Consider the following 20,642-nt stretch of genomic DNA (forward strand, 5'->3'; position numbering starts at 1 on the left):
ATAAACCCGGCAAGCGCCGGGTTTTTTATTATCAGAAATACTTCCGCAAATACTCCGTCAGGCACAGTATCGCCATCGCCTGCCCGTACGGCATCGACGTGAGCGGTATCTGGCGATAAAACTCAAGATCGCTTCCCATCCCGGTCCCGAACGAGGTTTGCAGCAGCTCCCCTTCCGGCGAGATGTTTTTCACGATACCGCGAATCGCTTTCTCCGCCACCTCTGCGTACTCTGCGCCGACATAACGCTTGCGCACGGCTTTCAGAATGCCGTAGGCAAACCCTGCCGTGGCCGACGCCTCCAGATAAGATTCAGGATCGTCCAGCAGCGTATGCCACAAGCCACTCTCGTCCTGACATTTTGCCAGTGCGGCGATCTGCGCGTTCAGTACCTGCACCAGATAGCGACGAACGGCGTTGTTTTCCGGCAGATCCACCAGCTCGAGGAAATCCGGGATCACGATGGTCAGCCAGCTGTTGCCGCGCGCCCAGCGGGCCCGGGCAAAGTTGTGATTGCCGTCGTAATTCCAGCCGTGGAACCACAGCCCCGTCTCCCGATCCATCAGGTTCTGTACGTGGAGCAGGAACTGATAGATCGCCTCCTCGACGTACTCCGGCTTGTTCAGCAGCTTGCCGATTTTCGCCAGCGGCAGCACCGTCATCATCAGCGTGTCATCCCACATTTGCTGATGGTTCTCTTCCGCCAGGGTGATGTGCTGCATGCCACCATGTTCGGTGCGCGGCATCTCATTCATCGCCCATTCCGCCCAGCTTTCCAGCCACGGCAGCCAGGCCGGGTTTTTGGTCTCTTCGTAGCGATACGCCAGCGTCAGGAACGGCGACATGGTATTCACGTTTTTGGTGGTTGCGCCTTCAGCGAAACGGTCAGTAAACCAGCTGTCGATAATCTCGCGCATGCCTTCGTCACCGGTCTGGCAGTAATACTGCCAGATACCGTATAAACCGACGCCGTGGGTCCATTCCCATCCGGCCCAGCCTTTGGTGTCGATCACGCGCCCGTCGTCCAGCCGCAGCAAAAACTCACCCGTTTTGTCGTGGATATTGACCAGGTTATGCGTCACCTTTTGAATCAGCGATTTCAGCTCATCCCTGGCGATAAAGCGCTCAGGCTGACGCAGTAATGGGCTATGTTTGACAGGCCAAACTTTCATCATCTTAACCTCTGTTGTATGTCGAATTCAGTACCGCGCGATCCTTCAGCGAAGGGGCCGCCGGCTTATTGCGATTCAGATAACCGATATTGTTGTTGCCCCACAGGGATTCATACGGCATACCGGCCAGCATCTCCACGGTGGCGCGGGCCTGCGGGGTCACCGCCTCCGGCATCGCATGGCCGGACTCGCGCATTTTCGCGGTCTCTTCACGCAGGGGGCTGTGGGTCTGCAAATTGAGTTTGAAGCGCAGGGAGACCAGGAAGCCGCAGAACAGTACCAGAATGGTGCCGACGCTCAGGATCATCAGAATGGTGTGGCTCACTTCCGCAGGCTGCACTTTTTGACCGCTGACAAAGCCCGACATCTGCATCACGATCCCCACCAGCATTACCGCACCGGCCTGCGACGCTTTACGGGTCAGCGTCATGATGCCCGCGAAGATCCCTTCGCGACGCTGACCGGTGATCACTTCGTCCACGTCAGCAATGTAGGTGTAGGTATTCCACGGTACGTAGTTGATCCCCCCGCGACCAAGACCGGCAACCGCAGAGATCAGCAGCAGCAGAGCGTAAACGTCGCTCAGGCCCGCGTAATAAAGCACCGCGTAAGAGAGCGAGGCCAGGCCAAACAGCACGACCACCATGCGGTAAGACGGCGCAGGTCCGAAGCGAATGCACAGCGGGATCATGCCGATCACGGCGAGGAACTGGAAGATGGCCATCGTGCCCAGCAGGTTGGACGCCATTGACGCCTCCTGCATCAGCACAAATACCACGTAATAGGTAAACACGGCATTAAAGACGTCCTGTGCGATGTAGCCGCCAAGGTACATCCCCAGATGCTGGCGGAAAATCTTGATACGCAGCGTCGAACTTAATTCAACAAAAAGGCGATTCAGGCTCTGCCCCAGGGTCAGCTTTTTCTTCTCTTCTTCGGCACGCAGGGCCGCTTCAGACCACTCTTCCCGCGGGCGCTCCCAGGTAAAGAACCAGACGAACGTAAGCATCAGTGCGCAGAGTACGGAGAAGACCAGGCTTGCATAGAAGAAGGAGATCGCGTTGTCTTTGCCGAAATGCGTGAGCAGGATCCCCGGGAGGAAGGAAGCCAGAATAGCGGACATCTGCGCCATAGAGATACGCGCCCCGGAGAATTTGGTTTTCTGTTTGAAATCGTCCGTCATCTCCGGCACCAGCGTTTCGTATGGCACCAGGATCATGGTGTAGACGATATCAAAGATCAGATAGGTCAGCAGGTAGTACCAGAAACTCATGTCCCCTACCCACATCAGCGAGTAGCTGAAAACGCAGGGAATACCGAGCAGGATGAAGAACTTACGACGGCCAAAACGCTTGCCCAGCCAGGTGGTGCCAAAGTTATCGGTTAAAAAGCCCATTAACGGGCTGACAACCGCATCCAGCACCCTTGCGGCGGCGAAGATAAAGGTTGCTTCAATCGGTGTGAGTCCACAGAAGGTGGTATAAAAATACAAAAGCCAGGCGGCCGTCAGGGCGGTGGTTCCCGCCCCGAGGAAGTCCCCTGACCCGTAAGCAAGATAATTTGCGAGTCCAATTTTACGTGTTTTCATTGCCGTCAACCCTAATCAGTTTTGGGAGACTCCCTGTAAGCAAACCTCGTCCGGGAGTTTTTACACGGCTACAGTAAAAGTATCGACCTGTTGATACCTTTCTGTTTCTGCCATCACAAAGGGGTGAATGGCAAAAATGCAAAGAGTGTCAATACGCGTGTCACTGATTTATAAAACGGCGTTTCTTTTGTATCAAAAGGGAAGGTCAATTTTGCGAGCCAGCCTTCAGAAATGCCTGAAGACTGGTGAAAAGGCAGGCAGTTAGCGGTAGTTGACGAGCACCTCGTTGCGCTGAACTTTCAGCGCCGGGATCAGACGTCCACCGCCTGGCACTTCCCAGATAAAGCGTAAAGGCTCCTGAGCAGACACCCCGTTGAAGGCCTGGGTGGTGCCACTTTGTCCCTCGATTTCCGCGCAGCGGGTCAGAGAGCACAGCCGCACCCGCAACCCGGCCGGTGTGGGTCCCGTCAGGGTGTAATTCCAGGCCACCAGCGTCATCTGCCCGGACACGGGCTCAGAGGCGGACAACGGACGGGAGGAGATCGACTCCCCGCGATGGTTGAGCGTTAAGCCTATACTGCTGGCCTGCCATGCCCCCTCGCCTGCGGCCTGCGCCGCCAGCGGGAAAAGTAAGATCCCCAGCCACTTCCGCATTATTTCCCTCCTATGGTCGCCGTCATGCGAATATTGCGGTTATCGGACAGCTCCATATTCGACAGCACCACCAGCTGGTTCAGGCTCCGGCGCAGGAAGCGCGACAGCAGCGGACGCAGCGCATGATTCACCAGCAGCACCGGCGGCGCGCCCAGCATCTCCTGACGCGCCAGCGCCTCCTGGGTTTGCGCCAGTAATCTGTCCGCCAGACCCGGCTCCAGCCCGCCACCGCCCTGCAACGCCTGAAGCAGCAGCCGTTCCAGCGGTGTATCCAGGCCAATGACCTGCACTTCGCCGGTTCCCGGGAACCATTGCTGGGTAATGGCGCGTCCGAGCGCCACGCGTACCACCGCCGTCAGTTCGTGCGGAACGCTTTGCAGCGGCGCATGTTCGGCCAGCGTCTCAAGGATGGTACGCATATCGCGAATGGGCACCTTCTCGTCGAGCAGGTTTTGCAGCACTTTATGCAGGGTGGTTAAGGTCAGCACGCCCGGCACTAAATCTTCGGTCAGCTTCGGCATCTCCTGCGTTACGCGGTCGAGCAGCTGCTGCGCCTCCTGACGACCAAACAGTTCCGCAGAGAACTGGCCAATCAGATGGTTGAGGTGCGTCGCCACCACGGTACTGGCCTCAACAACCGTGTAACCCTGGATCTGCGCCTGCTCTTTCAGAGCGCTCTCAATCCAGATTGCCGCCAGACCAAAGGCCGGGTCGGTCGTCTGCTCACCCGGCAACGTGCCTGCGGCCGTGCCCGGGTTAATTGCCAGCCAGCGGCCGGGGTACGCATCACCGCTGCCGATTTCTACCCCTTTCATCAGGATGCGATAGCGCGCGGGCGGGAGATCCATGTTGTCCCGGATGTGGACCACCGGCGGCAGGAAGCCCATATCCTGGGCGAATTTTTTACGAATGCTGCGGATACGGCCAAGCAGTTCACCATCCTGCTGGAAATCCACCATCGGGATCAGGCGGTACCCCACTTCCATCCCCAGCGAATCTTCGAGCTGAACGTCGTTCCAGGTGGCCTCCACCGCCTGGGTGTTCTCAGGCATTTTGACCGGCGCTGGCTCTGCCTTAGGCTGCGTTTCACGGCCACGCATCCACCAGGCAAGGCCCAGCAGCGCGGCAGTAAACAGCAGGAATACCAGGTTTGGCATGCCAGGCACCATACCGAGCAGGCCCAGTACCGCCGCGGAGAGCAGCATAACGCGCGGGTTGCTGAACAACTGCCCCACCATCTGCTCGCCTACATCCTGATCGGTGCTGACGCGGGTCACAATCACACCCGCCGCGGTGGAGATCACCAGCGCCGGGATCTGCGCCACCAGACCATCACCAATGGTCAGCAGCGTATAGCTTTCCGCTGCGTGGCCCATGTCCATGCCGTGTTGCAGCACGCCGACAAGCAGGCCGCCGACGACGTTAATCACCATGATCAGAATGCCCGCGATGGCGTCACCGCGCACAAACTTACTCGCACCGTCCATGGAGCCGTAGAAATCTGCCTCCTGGGTCACTTCGGCACGGCGTTTTTTTGCTTCATCTTCCGCGATCAGCCCGGCATTCAGGTCGGCGTCGATGGCCATCTGCTTACCCGGCATCCCGTCGAGCACGAAGCGCGCGCCCACTTCTGCGATACGCCCCGCCCCTTTAGTGATAACCATGAAGTTGATAATCACCAGAATGACGAACACCACGATACCGATGGCGAAGTTGCCGCCCACCAGGAAGTGACCGAAGGCTTCGACCACCTTGCCCGCCGCCGCCGCGCCGGTGTGCCCTTCCATCAGGATGATACGCGTGGAGGCAACGTTCAGCGCGAGACGCAGCAGCGTGGTGAACAGCAGGATCGTTGGAAACGCGGCGAACTCCAGCGTGCGCTGGGTGAACATCGCCACCAGCAACACCATGATGGACAACGCAATGTTGAAGGTGAAAAGCAGGTCGAGAATAAATGCCGGTAACGGCAGCACCATCATCGACAGAATTAGCAGGATCAGAATCGGTCCGGCAAGGATCTGCCATTGCGTCGATTTCAGGTTGCCGGGCAGGCGCAACATTGCCACCAGATTAGCCATCAGTGTCCTTCTCGTTCAAAAAATCCAGTGCTTCAGGCACCGGAAGGTTCTCAGGTTTTACAGGTCGTTGACCGCCCGCTAAACGCCAGCGTTTCAGTTGCCACACCCAGGCCAGCACCTCTGCGACAGCGGCGTAGAGCTGGCCCGGGATCTGTTGTCCAATTTCCGCGTGGCGATACAGCGCACGGGCCAGCGGCGGTGCTTCCAGGATCGGTACGCGGTTTTCCGTCGCGATTTCACGAATGCGCAGCGCAATCAGCCCGGCCCCTTTCGCCACCACTTTCGGCGCGCTCATTTTGTTTTCGTCGTACTGAAGCGCCACGGAGTAGTGGGTCGGGTTGGTGACGATGACGTCGGCTTTCGGCACATCTTCCATCATGCGCCGACGCGCGGCGGCACGCTGCATCTGCCGGATACGGCCCTTAACGTGGGGGTCGCCTTCCATCTGTTTATATTCATCGCGGATGTCCTGACGCGACATTCGCAGCTTTTTGATATGGGAATAGATCTGGAAGATAACGTCGAACGCCACCATCGGAATAATGCTGAGTACCACCAGCAGCGAGCATAACCCGACCAGGTTCAGGGCATTTTTCATCGCCGTCATCGGGGACTCGCTGATCAGGCGCATCATCTCCGGCCAGTCGTGCCACAGAAAAAACCCGGCTGTACTGCCCATAAGAAGCGATTTCAGGATCGCTTTAAGAAGCTCAGCCCCGGTTTGCGCGGAGAACATTTTCGCAATACCGGGTAGCGGGTTGAGCTTGGAGAATTTCGGTTGCAGCGATTTACCGCTGAACACCAGGCCACCGAGCATGACCGGCGAAACAAGGGCCACGATGACCACGCCCGCGATCAGCGGCAGCAAGGCGATCATCGCGCTTTTCACAAGGTTGATGATTTGAATGAGGATCAGATTGGGGTCATTGACCATGCTGTGATCAAAACGTAAGCCAGCAGAGAGCATTCCCGCCAGTCTGCGGGCGAGCATCTCCCCGCCCCACCAGATTATGCAGACGCCCACCACCAGGATCAGCAGGGATGTCAGCTCTCGGGATCGGGGGATCTGCCCATCCTCACGGGCTTTTTCAAGTCGGTGGGGTGTGGGGGCTTCTGTTTTGTCGTCGTTCTCTTCTGCCACTGTGCCTGCTCGCAGCCCATTAATTCACGGGTATCATGCCAGCGCAGAGAAAATCCAATGGCGGGAAAAGCCCGTTTATTCGGGCTCTTTTCGCTGTTTTTGTTCTGAGCTGCCTCAGGCCGCGTTAACGACCTGAGGCAGAACGGGCAATCAGAAACCAAGGCTATCCAGCAGATCGTCCACCTGATCCTGGCTTGCCACCACGCCCGCTTTGCTGGTGTCAAGCTGTGGACCATTGAGCAGGCTTTCGTTCTCGCGTTTCGGACGGGCAGCCGGTTCCGGAATGTTCTCCAGCAGCACCATCAGCAGCTGACGTTCAATCTCCTGAATCACATCCATCATGCGCTTGATCACTTGGCCGGTAAGGTCCTGGAAATCCTGCGCCATCATGATGTCCAGCAGCTGGGCGTTAGTGAAGCTGGTGTGGCCCGGCACGTCACCCAGGTACTGACGGGTATCCGTTACCAGTTCGCGGGCATCCGCCAGCTCAATAGGGTTCTCAAACCACTCATCCCAGCGTTTGCTCAGCGCTTTCGCACCCTTCTCCATGGCATCCTGGTGCGGCTGCGAGGCTTCAACGCTGTTCAGCGCACGCTCGGCCGCCTGCGCGGTCATCTGCACGACGTAGTCCAGACGGTCGCGCGCGTCAGGGATGGCTTCCGCCGCTTCGGCGATCGCCTGGTCCAGCCCCAGCTCACGCAGGCTGTCGCGCAGCATGCGGGTCAGGCTACCAATGCGGGCAATAATGTCGCTCGGCGAATGTTCTTCAACGGGTTTCATAGCAGGTTGCAACATATCCATCACCTCACATGCCGAGTTTCTCGAAGATCTTCCCGAGCTTCTCTTCCAGAGTCGCCGCGGTGAATGGCTTCACCACGTAGCCGCTTGCGCCCGCCTGTGCAGCGGCAATAATGTTCTCTTTCTTCGCTTCTGCGGTCACCATCAGCACCGGCAGAGAGGCCATGCCTGCATCCGCGCGGATGGTTTTCAGCAGTTCGAGACCGTCCATGTTCGGCATGTTCCAGTCGGAAATCACAAAACCAAACCCGCCAGCCTGGAGCTTGTTCAGCGCATCCACCCCGTCTTCTGCTTCTTCAACATTGTTGAAGCCCAGCTCTTTCAGCAGGTTGCGCACAATGCGACGCATGGTGGAAAAGTCATCCACAACCAAAAACTTAAGCTCTTTATCCGCCATAAAATAATACTCCTGAGTCAAATACGTATTGCCTGTCCGGCACTGATTTTCGCCAGCATCTGCTGGCTTACCTGGCTAAGATCGACCACTTCGCTTACGCCACCCATATTGATGGCCTCGCGCGGCATGCCGAACACCACACAACTTGCTTCATTCTGCGCAATCGTCCAGGCGCCAGCCTGGTGCATCGCAAGCATTCCGGCGGCGCCGTCGTTACCCATCCCCGTCAGGATCACCCCAACGGCGTTGCGCCCCGCATGTTTCGCCACCGAATGAAACAGCACATCCACCGACGGACGGTGCCGGTTAACCGGCGGCCCGTCATGAATTTTGATTTGATAGTTCGCCCCGCTGCGCGCCAGCTCCATGTGCTTGTCACCCGGGGCGATATAGGCCTGACCCGGCAGCACGCGCTCGCCGTCTTCCGCCTCTTTCACGCTGATCTGGCACAGCTTATTCAGGCGCTCCGCGAACGAGCGGGTAAAGCCCGGCGGCATATGTTGCGTAATCAGAATACCCGGGCTTGAGAGCGGCAATGGCTGGAGTACATGGCGAATTGCCTCTGTTCCTCCGGTTGACGCGCCAATCACCAGCAACTTTTCCGAGCTGAGTAACGGCCCCGCCTTCAGGGTTGCCGGGGCTGCCGTCGGTTTATGCGCGGCAAGCTTCGCCCGGGACGCGGTGCGGATCTTCTCGGCGATCATCTCGCTGTACGCCAGCATCCCCTCGCGAATGCCGAGCTGCGGCTTGGTGACAAAATCCACCGCCCCCAGCTCCAGCGCGCGCAGGGTGATTTCTGAACCCTTACCGGTCAGAGATGACACCATCACCACCGGCATCGGGCGCAGGCGCATTAATTTTTCCAGGAAATCGATGCCATCCATGCGCGGCATTTCAACATCCAGCGTCAGCACGTCGGGGTTATATTTTTTGATTAAATCCCGCGCGACCAGCGGATCGGGCGCTGTCGCCACCATCTCCATATCGCTGTGGCTATTGATGATTTCGGTCATGATCTGACGCATCAGCGCCGAATCATCGACAGACAATACCCTGATTTTACTCATGCTTTTTCCTTACTCAGCGCATATACCGTTTGCCCACGCAGGCTAAACTCACGCACGAGGTTGCTGAAGTTTTCCGAGTGCCCGGCAAACAGTAAACCGTCAGGCTTGAGCAACGGAACAAAGCGACGCAAAATGTCCTGCTGCGTCGTTTTATCAAAATAGATCATCACGTTACGGCAAAAAATGGCGTCGAATGGCCCCGGCACGTTGTACTGCTTATCCAGTAAATTAACGGGGGCAAATTCCACGCAGTTCGCCAGCTCCTGGCGTACGCGCACCAGTCCTTCATGCGGGCCGGTACCGCGCATGAAGTAACGCTGTAGCTGCTGGGGAGACAGCGTTTTCAGCTCATCCTGGCGATAAACGCCGTTACGGGCTTTTTCCAGCACTTCCGTGTCGATGTCGCTGGCGTATACTTTCCAGCGACCCGGCGCCATGCCCAGGGTGTCCGCCAGGGTGATGGCCAGCGAGTACGGCTCTTCCCCGGTAGAGGCCGCCGCGCTCCAGACGCGATACTCTCCGCCACGGCGGCGGGCGTGTTCCGCCAGCACCGGGAAGTGATGCGCCTCGCGGAAAAACGCGGTCAGGTTGGTGGTTAATGAGTTGATAAATGCCTGCCATTCGGCGCTGTTCTGGTTCGCTTCGAGCATGCTCAGATAGCGGCCAAAATCGTCCAGCCCCAGCGTGCGCAAGCGCCGCACCAGCCGGTTGTAGACCATGTCTCGCTTATGGTCCGCAAGCACGATCCCCGCACGCTGGTAGATTAACTGACATATCCGACGAAAATGCGCGTCGGACAGCGCGAGGCGCTGTGTCATCTGCAACAATAATGACGTTTGCCCTGAGGGCATGGGTGATGTCATAGCGCCTTCTCAATCACATTCAGGATACAACGGGCACGGCCTGTGACCGTCCGACTTCTGTTACTGCTTCAACGTGCTCTTTCACATTAAATACGGCGACTAACCCGGTAAGGTGATCCGCCTGGTTTGCCAGCTGATCGGTCGCAGCCGCCGCCTCTTCCACCAGTGAGGCGTTCTGCTGTGTAACCTGATCCATCTGTGTAACGGCCTGCGCCACCTGCTCAATACCACGGCGTTGTTCATCAGACGCCGAGGCAATCTCGCCCATAATGTCGTTAACCCGCGTCACGGAGGTGACTATCTCGTGCATGGTCTGCGCGGCGGTATCCACCAGCGCGGAGCCCTGCTGAACGCGGGAGACCGACTCTTCTATCAGCCCTTTGATCTCTTTCGCCGCATTGGCGCTGCGGCTGGCGAGGTTTCGGACTTCACCGGCAACCACCGCGAACCCGCGCCCCTGCTCGCCGGCACGCGCCGCTTCCACCGCCGCGTTCAGCGCCAGAATATTGGTCTGGAACGCGATCCCGTCGATAACGCTGATAATGTCGCCAATTTTCTGCGAGCTGGCGGCAATCTCCTGCATCGTGCTGGCAACATGAGAAGCCTGATCGCCCCCACGTTTCGCCGTCATCGCTGCCTGTTTTGACAAGTCGGACGCCTGACGCGCGTTATCGGCGTTCTGGCTTACCGTCGCGGTCAGCTGCTCCATGCTGGCCGCCGTCTGCGCCAGCGATGCCGCCTGCTGTTCAGTGCGGGAAGAGAGGTCGTTATTGCCTGCCGCAATCTCGGAGATCCCGGTATGCATGGCGTAACTGCCCTGGCGAACGTTGCTTACCGTTTCCCGCAGCGAACTCTGCATCGCCTTCAGGCTGGCGAAAATCGCTGATATTTCATTCCTGCCATACACGGCCACCGGACGCGCCAGGTCGCCCTTCGCAATACTGTCGAAGTGACTGCTGACGATGGCCAGCGGCTGGACGATCATTTTGCGCGACCACCACAGCGAGCCGCCGGTCAGCAGGGCCGCCAGGATTACCATAGTCAGGAATATCACCCCTGACATGCGGTAACTGGTACGGCTGTCCGCACCGGCACGCGCCACAAACTGGTTAATATCCTGCTGCCATGCGTTAAAGCTGTCGTCAAACGCCGCCTGAGACGCCTGCACCGGCGCGGTCAGGAAGTCAGAAAGCTGGTTGTTCTCCAGCCACGTCGCCTGATGGTCGAGATCGCCGTACCACACATCAAAGGTCTTTTTCATGGCGACTTTGAGCGCTTTCTCTTTCTCACTGACCGCCTCCTGCGCCGTAAAGGCCTTGAACTGCGCGTCGGCCTGCTTCAGGCTGCTGCGGGCCACAACCATCAGCGCCTTAATATCCTCCGGCGGATAGCTCAGCGCGGTTAACGTCCCTGCTTTGTTCAGCGCAGTGCTTGCCTGCAACAGCACGGCACGCGTTTGTGCCAGTGCGGAGCGCTGCTGATTACTCGTCTCAACTTCCTGCAAATTCTGATAGCCATCGCGAAACGCCCAGAAAGACAACCCGTTACTGCCAACCTGCAAAACCCCACACAGGATCAGAATCAAAAACAGTGTGGTCGAGATACGAATACGATTTAACATCCACGCTCCCATCAAGCGGCAAGCAGCCGCGGTTTAATTGTCAGTCAAAATGTTTCCCAGTTTTCATCTCGTCCGGTCACCGCTGCGCGCGTACGTGCTGTCACGGGCGCCGGGGCTGCTTCGCCGTACACCGATCGCGAGCTGACCGTATTTGTTGTTTTTGAAGTAAGGCGGAACGCCGAGACGGCCATTTTCAGGCGGCTCGCCTGGTCCTCCAGCGCAGCGGCCGCGGCAGCGGACTCCTGCACCAGGGCGGCGTTTTGCTGCGTCACACGATCCATTTCCGATACCGCCAGGGCGACCTGGTCAATACCACGACTCTGCTCATCCGATGCAGAGGCGATTTCACCCATGATGTCCGTCACGCGCGTCACGGCATTCACGATGTCATTCATGGTTTCACCCGCACTTTCCACCAGCACCGAGCCGGTATCCACGCGTGAAACAGAGTCTTCAATCAGAGCTTTGATCTCTTTCGCCGCATTGGCGCTGCGGCTGGCGAGGTTACGCACTTCGCCGGCGACTACGGCAAACCCGCGGCCCTGCTCGCCCGCACGCGCCGCTTCAACGGCCGCGTTCAGCGCCAGGATGTTGGTCTGGAAGGCGATGCCGTCGATAACGCTGATGATGTCGGCGATTTTCTTCGAGCTGTCGGCAATGTCATGCATGGTTTTCACCACGCCGTCGACCACCCGACCCCCGCGCTGGGCGGTATCGGACGCGCTTTCTGCAAGCTGCGACGCCTGACGGGCGTTGTCGGCATTCTGCTTCACGGTCGCGGTGAGCTGCTCCATGCTGGCCGCCGTCTCTTCCAGAGCGGACGCCTGCTGTTCGGTACGGGACGAAAGATCGTTGTTGCCCATCGCGATTTCACTCGTGCCGGTATAGATGGCATCCGCCCCCTCGCGCACGTTGGCGACGGTATCAATCAGCGAACGCTGCATATGGTCGACGCTGGTTGCCAGCTCGGAGATCTCATTGCGGCCAATAACGGACAGCGTTTTCGTGAGATCGCCCCGGCCTATATCACGGATATGGGCAATGACGCGGCCAAGCGGGTTAAGAAGGATATGACGAATGCCGTACCACACGGCCACCAGCACAATGACCAGCGCGAGGGCGAGAACCGCCATCTGCCATTTCGCGAAACGGTAGTCGTTCTGGCTTTGCGTAAAGGCGGAGTGATAAAGCTCGCCACTGACTTTGGCGTACTCGCCGAGCGCCGCGCCGAGGGCGTTCTGCATTCCCTGGGTCGGCTGCGCGAAATAGGCGTCCATATTGCCCTTCTCCAGGAACTGCACCAGCTCCGTGAGGCCGGCGAAGTAGGCCTGATATTTTTCATCTATGTTCGCGCTCGCCTGCGCCATTGCCGGCTGAGGGGCGATTTTTTTGAAGGTGTCGTAATGTTTCGCCGCGTCTGCCAGCGTGGCGCGCGCATTCTTCAGCAGTTCCGTTTTTGCGCTGCTCTGCTGGTTATTTGGGTCCATCATCATGCGGGCAGACGAGCGGCTCAGGTTGATACGCGTCTGCAACATCAGATCCCAGGTCGTGGTCAGTTCGCTTTGCTGCATTCGCAAATCGTTCGAGGCCGCGAAGCTGTCCTGGTTCTGTTTTAACGACGAGAAAAAGAGGCCGCCAGAAGTAAGCTGAAGAAGTGCGAAAATGACCAGCACCATCATAAGCATTGTGACAACGCGGATACGGTTCAACATGCAACACCTTCTCATAGATTTATTAACGGTGTTATCGGCACAGGCCACAGGAACTTTACATTTGCGAAAGGGAAAAGCGCAGGAGTCAGAATGCGACGTCGACAATCAGCGTATCGGTGTAGGTTCCGGCAGGCGGCGTGGCCTGGCTGGTCAGAACTTTGGCGGTGTAGTTGTAGGTACGTAAAAGCCCGTCCGTACTGACCTGCGATGAGCTGGCGCTGGCCCAGCGCTCGCTGCCGCTGCCGCCCCAGCGGTTGCTGGTCGCCTCTTTGTAGATGTCGTAACTCATGAAGTTGCTGCCGCTGACCATACGACGCACGTTGTTCAGGGCATTTGCACCATTATTAATGCCTATGGTGTAGGTGCTGCCCTTGGTGCAGGTGACGGCAACCGACTGTGAAACGGTAGGAAAATTTTGCACCAGCGGCGCGCTGTTAAAATTCACGTCCGGCGTGGTCATGGTGCTGCAATCGTTGGTGACGGTCATGTTGAGGAGGATCGAGGTGGTTGCCGTGCCGGTTTGCGGGGTCAGGCACGCTCCGACCGCGCCAACGGCGCACACGTTGTAGTTAATGCTGAACGTTAACAACACCTGATATGGCCCGGCGGTGACGTTCTGCCCCATTACGGTCCGGAAATAAAGGGGAATGTTGTAGCGCCTTGAACCCAGCAGCCCGAGCAGCGTGTTTCCGCTCCAGGTATAGGCTTTGCTGATTTGTACTTCACTGTTTCCGCCGCAGCCGGACGCCCCGCACAGGCGCACAGGGATGACATCGGTAATAGCCGCGTTGTCCGTACGCTTCATGGTCGCCCGGCTATTCGCGAAGACGGATGCCGAAGTGTAATTCAGCGTCACCGAGTCGTTGGTTAACAGGTTGAGAACGGTATCGCAGGTCACCACCAGCGTGCCCGTCGTTTCCACTTCCCCGGTACCGCTGAGTGCGAACGAGGTGACGCTGCCAAACGAGGCATTCACCGTACTGACGGTACAGGCCGCCCAGCTGCCGCCGGAGCACAGCAGCAGAAGCGCGATTAACAGGCGTCTCACGGCGCCTCCCGACAGGTCAGCGGACCGTAGGTTTGCAGCTTATGCTCAGGGTTTGCGCCAACGGTCAGCGTTGCCGTACAGCGTTTACCCTCCGGGGTGATGACCTCAAGCGGATTCACATCGTTGAGGTTTTCCAGCCAGGCGAGGCCGTCATAGCCGACAACCGCGCTGCTGCGGGATGCGCGTCTGACCTGGCTTCCCACCGGGATCGCATTGCCCTGCGCATCGTGCAGAATGACGCTGGCAACCCGCTCCTGCTCCATCGGGAAATCCACCAGATAACCGTTATGCCGACGAATCGCCACCCGACGCTCGGTCTCTTTCAGCCGGGTATCCGCAGGTAAGTTCAGGGTATCAATGCGGTAGCTTGCCGGGTAATAGGCGGAAACGCCGCTGACCAACAGATAACCTTTGTTATTGGTTTTACCAACCGGCTGGTTTTCGTAGCTGACGGGTACGTCCGGATGTCCGTCGGTGCTGATCACCACAAACGCATCGTTGATTTTGTTCGCCGCAAATAGCTCACCGTCCATCAACACGACAGAACCCATCGCCTCGCCCCACCAGGTCATCATGCCCTTCTCACCGTAGCCGCCGCCCTGTAGCTCCACGTTGTTATTCCGCCAGCCGAGCGTGGCCTGCTGATAGTTACTCGACCGCGACTGGTTGGCCCAGGCCATGTTCCAGCTAAAGCCGCCGTCTGAAGGCATCGAGTGGTTGTAGTTAATGCGTTGAGTACTGCCTGCGTCAGGAGTGTTTTCAAAGGTGACGGCGGCGCTGTCACGTTCGCCGAGGGGAACCTGCAACGACAGCGCAACCGTCCAGTCGCCCCGCTGCTGGTCACGGCTGGCAGCCAGATAAATACTGCTTGAGCCCCACAAATTACGGCTCCAGGAGAGGTTGAGCAGCTCAGTTTTTTTGCTGTCAAAACTTTCAACCCCGATCCACGCCGCGCCGATATTGCCGTAACCGCCGAGGTTAAAGGTTAAGGAATACTGGTCGGTATTGCGGCTCAGGCTGGCAACGGGGTTATCATTTTCATCATAAACGGTGGGCTGATCGTACAGGGCGAGGTTGCCGAAGCCACGGTCGCGCCGGGTATGCTGGGTCGCTACGCTAAACTCGCTGGTGTTGTACTGATAGCCCCAGTTTATCTGGCCGCCGCTATCGCCGCGCATGCGGCTTTGGGTCCACGAGGTATTTACCACGCCAAAACGCCCGAGCTTCAGCACCGTGCCCGCTCCGCCGAGCGCCAGCGACTCCGCCCCTTCCGCATGCCCCTCCAGCGTCAGCCAGTCGGTCACCCCGTAGCGATACGATCCGCTGCCCGCCGCCGGGCCATAGTCAAAATTCTCAATACCGTAGTTACGCCGCAGGCTGCCCAGCGTCACGGCGCCGTCGCTTAACCCCTGCTTAAGCAGATCGCTGCTGACATAAAACGGCAGCGTGGTACTCACCTGACGACCCAGCGCATCAGTGGTAACCAGCACCGCATCCCCGGCACCGTTGATATACGGCAGATTGGTGAGGGGAAACGGCCCCGGCTGAAGGCGGGTGGAGCCGGAACGGTAGCCATTAATAAAGAGATCGACCGAGGTCGGGACAGCCGCCTCGCCGGAAAACGCCGGCAGCGGCCAGGTCACCAGATCAGGACGCAGGGAGAAGTCGCGCCCGTAGCTGATCCCGCCCATGCGCACGCTGGTGCTCCAGCTCAGCGCATCGCTGATGACGTCCCCGACGGTCCAGGTGGTGGCATCTTCCTCGTTGGTGATCAGAAACGTTGAGTCGTAGCGCACGTACCCTTCCTGCTGCCCGCTGTTACCGGTGAAATTCTGCCGGGCGTAACCCGTCGATGAAAACGAATAATCCTCATTGAAATAGCGGAACTCGTGCCAGACCGACGCCTGGCCGCCCGTGTGCTCGGAATGGTTGGTATAAACGTCGTAATTGAGCAACGCGCCGCGGCCATAGTGCGGCTTGCTATGCGTGTTCTGTTCGCTGAACGGCGTGATCCGCGCGGCGACCCAGTCCCGGGGGACCGTCAGCAACAGACGCTGGGCCGTGCTGTCGTACTCTGCGCGTACCGACGTAAGCGTCGAGAGATTCACCTCTCCGGCAGGCACATGCGCGGGCGGCAGCCCGGCGCGGAGCAAATCCGCGCCCGAAATAAACCAGGCACCCTCGCGCTGCGTCACCGGCACCACCAGACCCGTGTCATAGTGGTTCAGCACCAGGGCGAGCTGGAATACTGCTTCGCCGTTCATCGTCCGTGCATCCGGCGGCGGCGGTAAACTGTCGTCGCCGGTTTCGGCAAAGGCGCAGGTACTGACGCAAAGCAGGATCATCATCGCCGGTTTCAGTTGACGGGCGTCGATTGCCATTGCGTATCCCTGGCATTAATTTGCGCGCTCATCCGGTTCGGCTGATAAATCCCTGCCGGAAGCGGCCAGCTTCGGGTGCTGCCTGGCAGCACATAACCCAGCAGCCCCTCGGCAACCGTGCGTTTTTGCCCGCCCTGCTCAACCGCAACCTGGCTGAGCCGGACGTGAACATCCCCCTGATTACGGACCTGAAGCGCGGGTTTCCCCCCCTCCTGAACGACCCGCCAGCTCAGCTGTTGGGTATTCGCCAGCGCGTGGTGTGCCCCTTCGTTGAGGGTGGGGATCCCCTGCCCATAAACAAATAAAGGAATCGAATAGCGCATTTGCAGTTTGAGGCCCATGGACGGTTCCGCTTTGGCATCCGGCTGGGGAATTTCATCCACAATAATGCGGTAGGCCTGCTCAACCCCCGACGGGATCGTCCCCTGCTTGATCAGGCGAATAAGCTGTTTACTGCCTTTAGCGATAGTCACGATCGGCGGGCTGGCGACCACATCCTGCTGGGCGGTGTAACGCTCATATCCGCCCTCCTGTTTCCAGCGCACAATGCGTATCTGCATTGTCGTGGCGCTGTTGCCCTGATTCTGGATCCACAATTCAGTTGCTCTGGCCTCTGCCGAAAGCCACGGATCGATGGGCCACAAAAGAATGGTTGCCGCTGCCTGCGCCTGGCCCGCTGCCAGAGCCGTTGCCCCCAACAGACCCACCAGGCCTGATCGCCTGAAAAATGGCTTCATCGATGTTCTCCCTTTCCTACCATGACAAGGTCACGGTGAGTTGATCTGAATATGTTCCCGGCAGGCTAAACCCCGTCAGGAGCGCGACGCCAAAAAGAGGCAACGCGATGTTATTGCTGTTGGTATAGGTAATCGGTATGGCCTGGTTAACGCCAATTTCACTGTTCGCGGCCAGTGAGCTGCTGCTGTAGAGCCGGTAACCGACCACCTCTGTCCCGCCTGAACGCGTCATCCGCCTCACAGAGCTATAATTCTGACCGCCGTTAATGCTCATACTTAGCGCCACACCCGGTGTGCAGGCGATGGACAACGCGCCGTCGGCGACAAAGCTGGTGCTGACCGGCGTGTTGTCCACGCCATTGCGGGTTCCAAAATCCAGCGTCCCAAAGCGCCCGCCCGTGCCGGTACTCACCGAGCATCCTGGTACTACCGTCGCGCTCACCCTGAAGGACTGGGAGGTCACCGCCCTGGCGTCGCAGATCATCATCAGCCCGACGATCAGGGCCAAAAAAGGGTGCACGACGCCCTCTGCGCTTTCGCGCAGACATAAACACAATGCCTTCATGGCTGAATCAGTAGGTGACGCTGACGTTAATCGTGTCGGTATAGGTTCCCGGTACAACCGTTACGCTATTGCCGCCGCCCGTTATGCGCCCGTAGAGGGTATAGCTGTTCACCCCGCCCGCTGTGGAAGCTACGGGCAACGCGGCGTTGTTAGCAATCACGTTGTTGTACCCGCTGTCGCTATAGAGGCTGTATGCCACGCCCTGTGCCGCATTGGCGGTGTTCACCAGATATCGGGCGGGTGTGCCGGGGGTGCCGACAACAGTTCCGGGTGCGGTCGCGTTGGTGTTGCCGGTGATCGCCACCGTGTAACTGGCAGTGGTACATTGAATGGTAAAGGTATTTCCGCCGCTGGCCCCGGTTAACTGGGTTGTCAGGGTGGAGCATGTCGCAGGATGGGTGCCGAAATCGAGTGTCCCGAAGTTAATGCCGTTTTGCGTTGGCGAGCCGTTGATCAAACAACCGTTCGTCAACGTCAGCGTCGCCCCGGTAGTACCGCTACTGGTGACTGCCAGCGCCTGACCGACAGTCGCCGCCGTCAGCAGTGTACCCGCCCAGATAAAAAGAAGTTTTCTTTTCATTTACCACCCTCCAGAAGAAATAATGGTCCGCTTGCCATATTTTATTCATACTGTTCAGTATGTTAGCCCCGCTTAAACATTCCCCGGCGCGGTTACTGAGAATTTAGTTTATGGTTCACGCTTCAACCACTTTCAACGAAGGTGAGACACCCGCCCCCAATTAACAGACTATTAACAAACATTACAAAGAGTTAGCAAAATAAAACGGGCATTATTCTTGCTTAATCTGAGGATATATCGCGTGTAATGTGATCTGCATCACAATATATCGTTATGATAAAAACAACGAATTTCATAAAAATTAAAAACAAGTTGTAACTCACGCAGCTTTACTTCAATTTATGCCTCGAATATTTTCCTGCGCTTAAATAAAAATTTTGTATGCATCGACGCAGGAAACTCTTTTAGCGCATAGAGGATCTTTTTGTGGCAAGTGCAAACAAACTCACGCTCTTCATCGTGATTTTCATGCTGGCGGGTATTCTTTCAGGTGCGGCGATCCATGAGTATGCTTCGTCCGACGCGATACAGGCCTGGTCGGAGAACATTACGCTACTGACCGATATTTTCCTGCGGCTGATTAAGATGGTGATTGCCCCGCTGGTGTTCAGCACCCTGACGGTGGGCATTATGAAGCTGGGTGAAACGTCGACGATTGGGCGCGTCGGGGGTAAAGCGATGGTGTGGTTTATCAGCTCATCTGTGCTTTCCATTCTGGTGGGGCTGTTTATTGTTACCCTTGAACAACCCGGCAGCGGTCTGAACCTGAGCATTCCCACAGAGACGGTTGATACCGGCCTGGCCGTTAGTGGGATGTCGCTGAAAGCCTTCCTGTCACATACCATTCCAACCAGCATTGCCGGCGCGATGGCGAACAATGAGATCCTGCAAATTGTGGTCTTCTCGATGTTCTTCGGCATTGGCGGCGCGTCACTGGGCCAAAAATTCAACGCCCCGCTGGTCGCGGCGCTGGATGTGGTCTCCCACATTATGCTGAAGGTGACGGGCTACGTGATGTACGTTGCGCCGCTGGCCATTTTTGCCGCAATTTCGTCCGTCATTGCCACCCAGGGGCTGGGCATTTTGCTGAACTATGCCTCGTTTATTGGCGGTTACTATGTGGCGATCCTTCTGACCTGTCTGGTATTGCTGGCGGTAGGTTACATGGTGCTGAAAAAAGAGATTTTTCGTCTGGTGGCGATGCTGAAAGATCCGGTGCTGGTCGCGTTTACCACCAGCAGCTCTGAAGCGGCATACCCGAAAACGCTGGAGCAGTTAGCGCGCTTCGGCTGTTCACGGAATATCGCCTCTTTCGTCCTGCCGATCGGCTACTCGTTTAACCTGGTCGGCTCCATGGTTTACTGCTCGTTCGCCTCAATGTTTATCGCCCAGGCGTACAACATTCACCTGAGTTTCACCGAGGTGACGGTGCTGATGTTAACGCTGATGCTGGCCTCGAAAGGCATTGCGGGTGTACCGCGCTCGTCGCTGGTGGTGCTGGCGGCAACCATTCCGAGCTTTAACATTCCGGTGGCCGGGATCCTGCTGCTGATGGGGATTGATCATTTCCTGGATATGGGACGGTCCGCCATTAACGTGCTGGGGAACGGGATTGCGACGGCGATGCTGTCGCAGAATGAAGGGGCGCGGGAAGCGGAGGCAGAGCTGGTGGAGCAGGAGGCGTAAGGATACAAAAGAGCCGGGTGGCGCTGACGCTTACCCGGCTTCATTTTATGCTACATGATTCGCCGCAATATCCAGCAGCGCCATCTCTTCACTGTTCAGCAGCTTCTCAATATTCACCAGAATTAGCATACGCTCGCCGAGCGCACCCAACCCCGTCAGGTATTCCGTCGACAGCGTGACCGCAAACTCCGGCGCAGGACGGATTTGATCTGCGGTCAGCGACAGTACATCAGACACGCCATCCACCACGATCCCCACCACGCGCTGCCCCAGATTCAGGACGATCACCACCGTGTTATCGTTGTACTCCACATCGCCCTGGCTGAATTTCACGCGCAGGTCCACGATAGGCACAATCACACCGCGCAGGTTGGTCACACCCTTGATAAACGCTGGCGTGTTCGCAATGCGCGTTACCTGGTCGTAACCACGAATTTCCTGCACTTTCAGGATGTCGATACCGTACTCTTCATCACCTAAAGTGAAAACCAGGAATTCCTGCCCCGATGGCTCGCCCGCCAGTTTCGTTACGTTACTCATACCGGTCATGTTATT

At 57.7% G+C, this 20,642-nt stretch carries 18 protein-coding genes; 1 reads left to right on the plus strand and 17 read right to left on the minus strand.

Annotated features, from left to right (window positions below; all coding sequences use genetic code 11):
• Positions 1-31: 31 nt before the first annotated feature.
• The 16 genes from bglB to O1724_RS14095 form a co-directional block, all read right to left on the minus strand.
• Complete coding sequence (bglB, locus tag O1724_RS14020) at positions 32-1,171, minus strand: beta-galactosidase BglB (RefSeq protein WP_003859729.1); 1,140 nt, start codon at positions 1,169-1,171, stop codon at positions 32-34.
• Between the two features lie 4 nt (positions 1,172-1,175).
• Complete coding sequence (locus O1724_RS14025; protein WP_126296994.1) at positions 1,176-2,759, minus strand: MFS transporter; 1,584 nt, start codon at positions 2,757-2,759, stop codon at positions 1,176-1,178.
• A 261-nt stretch (positions 2,760-3,020) separates the two neighbouring features.
• Complete coding sequence (gene flhE / locus O1724_RS14030; RefSeq protein WP_048240552.1) at positions 3,021-3,413, minus strand: flagellar protein FlhE; 393 nt, start codon at positions 3,411-3,413, stop codon at positions 3,021-3,023.
• Positions 3,413-5,491 carry a flagellar biosynthesis protein FlhA gene (flhA, locus tag O1724_RS14035; protein ID WP_126296995.1) on the minus strand — a complete coding sequence of 693 codons (2,079 nt, stop codon included), beginning with the start codon at positions 5,489-5,491 and terminating at the stop codon, positions 3,413-3,415. Before flhA ends, flhE begins: the two co-directional genes overlap by 1 nt.
• Positions 5,484-6,632: a flagellar biosynthesis protein FlhB gene (flhB, locus tag O1724_RS14040; RefSeq protein WP_126296996.1), complete on the minus strand. Its 1,149-nt coding sequence runs from the start codon at positions 6,630-6,632 to the stop codon at positions 5,484-5,486. The genes flhA and flhB overlap by 8 nt, the downstream gene beginning before the upstream one ends.
• Before the next feature lie 150 nt (positions 6,633-6,782).
• Positions 6,783-7,427, minus strand: coding sequence for a protein phosphatase CheZ (gene cheZ / locus O1724_RS14045; RefSeq protein ID WP_003859718.1), 645 nt, complete (start codon positions 7,425-7,427; stop codon positions 6,783-6,785).
• 10 nt (positions 7,428-7,437) lie between these two features.
• On the minus strand, positions 7,438-7,827 hold the full coding sequence (gene cheY, locus O1724_RS14050; protein ID WP_000763862.1) for a chemotaxis response regulator CheY: 390 nt from the start codon (positions 7,825-7,827) through the stop codon (positions 7,438-7,440).
• 17 nt (positions 7,828-7,844) lie between these two features.
• Entirely contained in the window at positions 7,845-8,894 is a 1,050-nt protein-coding gene (locus O1724_RS14055; protein ID WP_126296997.1) for a protein-glutamate methylesterase/protein-glutamine glutaminase, read from the minus strand.
• Positions 8,891-9,757, minus strand: coding sequence for a protein-glutamate O-methyltransferase CheR (gene cheR / locus O1724_RS14060; RefSeq protein WP_003859714.1), 867 nt, complete (start codon positions 9,755-9,757; stop codon positions 8,891-8,893). The genes O1724_RS14055 and cheR overlap by 4 nt, the downstream gene beginning before the upstream one ends.
• A 19-nt stretch (positions 9,758-9,776) precedes the next feature.
• Positions 9,777-11,378: a methyl-accepting chemotaxis protein IV gene (tap, locus tag O1724_RS14065; RefSeq protein WP_022651450.1), complete on the minus strand. Its 1,602-nt coding sequence runs from the start codon at positions 11,376-11,378 to the stop codon at positions 9,777-9,779.
• Positions 11,379-11,422: 44 nt separating this feature from the next.
• Positions 11,423-13,090 (minus strand): methyl-accepting chemotaxis protein II, encoded by a 1,668-nt coding sequence (gene tar / locus O1724_RS14070; protein ID WP_126296998.1) that lies wholly within the window; start codon positions 13,088-13,090, stop codon positions 11,423-11,425.
• 85 nt (positions 13,091-13,175) lie between these two features.
• Positions 13,176-14,138 (minus strand): Csu type fimbrial protein, encoded by a 963-nt coding sequence (locus tag O1724_RS14075; protein ID WP_047051630.1) that lies wholly within the window; start codon positions 14,136-14,138, stop codon positions 13,176-13,178.
• A complete protein-coding gene (locus O1724_RS14080) occupies positions 14,135-16,519 on the minus strand; it encodes a fimbria/pilus outer membrane usher protein (protein ID WP_414539869.1) in 2,385 nt (794 codons plus the stop codon). The genes O1724_RS14075 and O1724_RS14080 overlap by 4 nt, the downstream gene beginning before the upstream one ends.
• Positions 16,495-17,256: a fimbrial biogenesis chaperone gene (locus O1724_RS14085; RefSeq protein ID WP_022651454.1), complete on the minus strand. Its 762-nt coding sequence runs from the start codon at positions 17,254-17,256 to the stop codon at positions 16,495-16,497. Before O1724_RS14085 ends, O1724_RS14080 begins: the two co-directional genes overlap by 25 nt.
• A 16-nt stretch (positions 17,257-17,272) precedes the next feature.
• Complete coding sequence (locus O1724_RS14090; RefSeq protein ID WP_032609535.1) at positions 17,273-17,821, minus strand: Csu type fimbrial protein; 549 nt, start codon at positions 17,819-17,821, stop codon at positions 17,273-17,275.
• A 7-nt stretch (positions 17,822-17,828) separates the two neighbouring features.
• The gene (locus tag O1724_RS14095) at positions 17,829-18,401 is read right to left on the minus strand and encodes a spore coat protein U domain-containing protein (protein WP_126297000.1); all 573 of its coding nucleotides are present in this window, start codon (positions 18,399-18,401) and stop codon (positions 17,829-17,831) included.
• Positions 18,402-18,827: 426 nt separating this feature from the next.
• Here O1724_RS14095 and O1724_RS14100 point away from each other — a divergent pair, with 426 nt between their 5' ends.
• Positions 18,828-20,087, plus strand: a complete 1,260-nt coding sequence (locus tag O1724_RS14100) for a dicarboxylate/amino acid:cation symporter (protein WP_003859700.1) — start codon at positions 18,828-18,830, stop codon at positions 20,085-20,087.
• A 45-nt stretch (positions 20,088-20,132) separates the two neighbouring features.
• Here O1724_RS14100 and cheW read toward each other — a convergent pair whose 3' ends face one another.
• Positions 20,133-20,636 carry a chemotaxis protein CheW gene (gene cheW / locus O1724_RS14105; RefSeq protein WP_003859699.1) on the minus strand — a complete coding sequence of 168 codons (504 nt, stop codon included), beginning with the start codon at positions 20,634-20,636 and terminating at the stop codon, positions 20,133-20,135.
• Positions 20,637-20,642: the final 6 nt, after the last annotated feature.

The organism is Enterobacter cloacae complex sp. HYC074_NIDB (assembly GCF_056673345.1).

Coding starts and splice junctions, on each gene's coding strand:
- bglB (WP_003859729.1), bottom strand. CDS start 1,171: ATGAAAGTTTGGCCTGTCAAACATAGCCCATTACTGCGTCAGCCTGAG.
- O1724_RS14025 (WP_126296994.1), bottom strand. CDS start 2,759: ATGAAAACACGTAAAATTGGACTCGCAAATTATCTTGCTTACGGGTCA.
- flhE (WP_048240552.1), bottom strand. CDS start 3,413: ATGCGGAAGTGGCTGGGGATCTTACTTTTCCCGCTGGCGGCGCAGGCC.
- flhA (WP_126296995.1), bottom strand. CDS start 5,491: ATGGCTAATCTGGTGGCAATGTTGCGCCTGCCCGGCAACCTGAAATCG.
- cheZ (WP_003859718.1), bottom strand. CDS start 7,427: ATGTTGCAACCTGCTATGAAACCCGTTGAAGAACATTCGCCGAGCGAC.
- cheY (WP_000763862.1), bottom strand. CDS start 7,827: ATGGCGGATAAAGAGCTTAAGTTTTTGGTTGTGGATGACTTTTCCACC.
- O1724_RS14055 (WP_126296997.1), bottom strand. CDS start 8,894: ATGAGTAAAATCAGGGTATTGTCTGTCGATGATTCGGCGCTGATGCGT.
- cheR (WP_003859714.1), bottom strand. CDS start 9,757: ATGACATCACCCATGCCCTCAGGGCAAACGTCATTATTGTTGCAGATG.
- tap (WP_022651450.1), bottom strand. CDS start 11,378: ATGTTAAATCGTATTCGTATCTCGACCACACTGTTTTTGATTCTGATC.
- tar (WP_126296998.1), bottom strand. CDS start 13,090: ATGTTGAACCGTATCCGCGTTGTCACAATGCTTATGATGGTGCTGGTC.
- O1724_RS14080 (WP_414539869.1), bottom strand. CDS start 16,519: ATGGCAATCGACGCCCGTCAACTGAAACCGGCGATGATGATCCTGCTT.
- O1724_RS14085 (WP_022651454.1), bottom strand. CDS start 17,256: ATGAAGCCATTTTTCAGGCGATCAGGCCTGGTGGGTCTGTTGGGGGCA.
- O1724_RS14090 (WP_032609535.1), bottom strand. CDS start 17,821: ATGAAGGCATTGTGTTTATGTCTGCGCGAAAGCGCAGAGGGCGTCGTG.
- O1724_RS14095 (WP_126297000.1), bottom strand. CDS start 18,401: ATGAAAAGAAAACTTCTTTTTATCTGGGCGGGTACACTGCTGACGGCG.
- cheW (WP_003859699.1), bottom strand. CDS start 20,636: ATGACCGGTATGAGTAACGTAACGAAACTGGCGGGCGAGCCATCGGGG.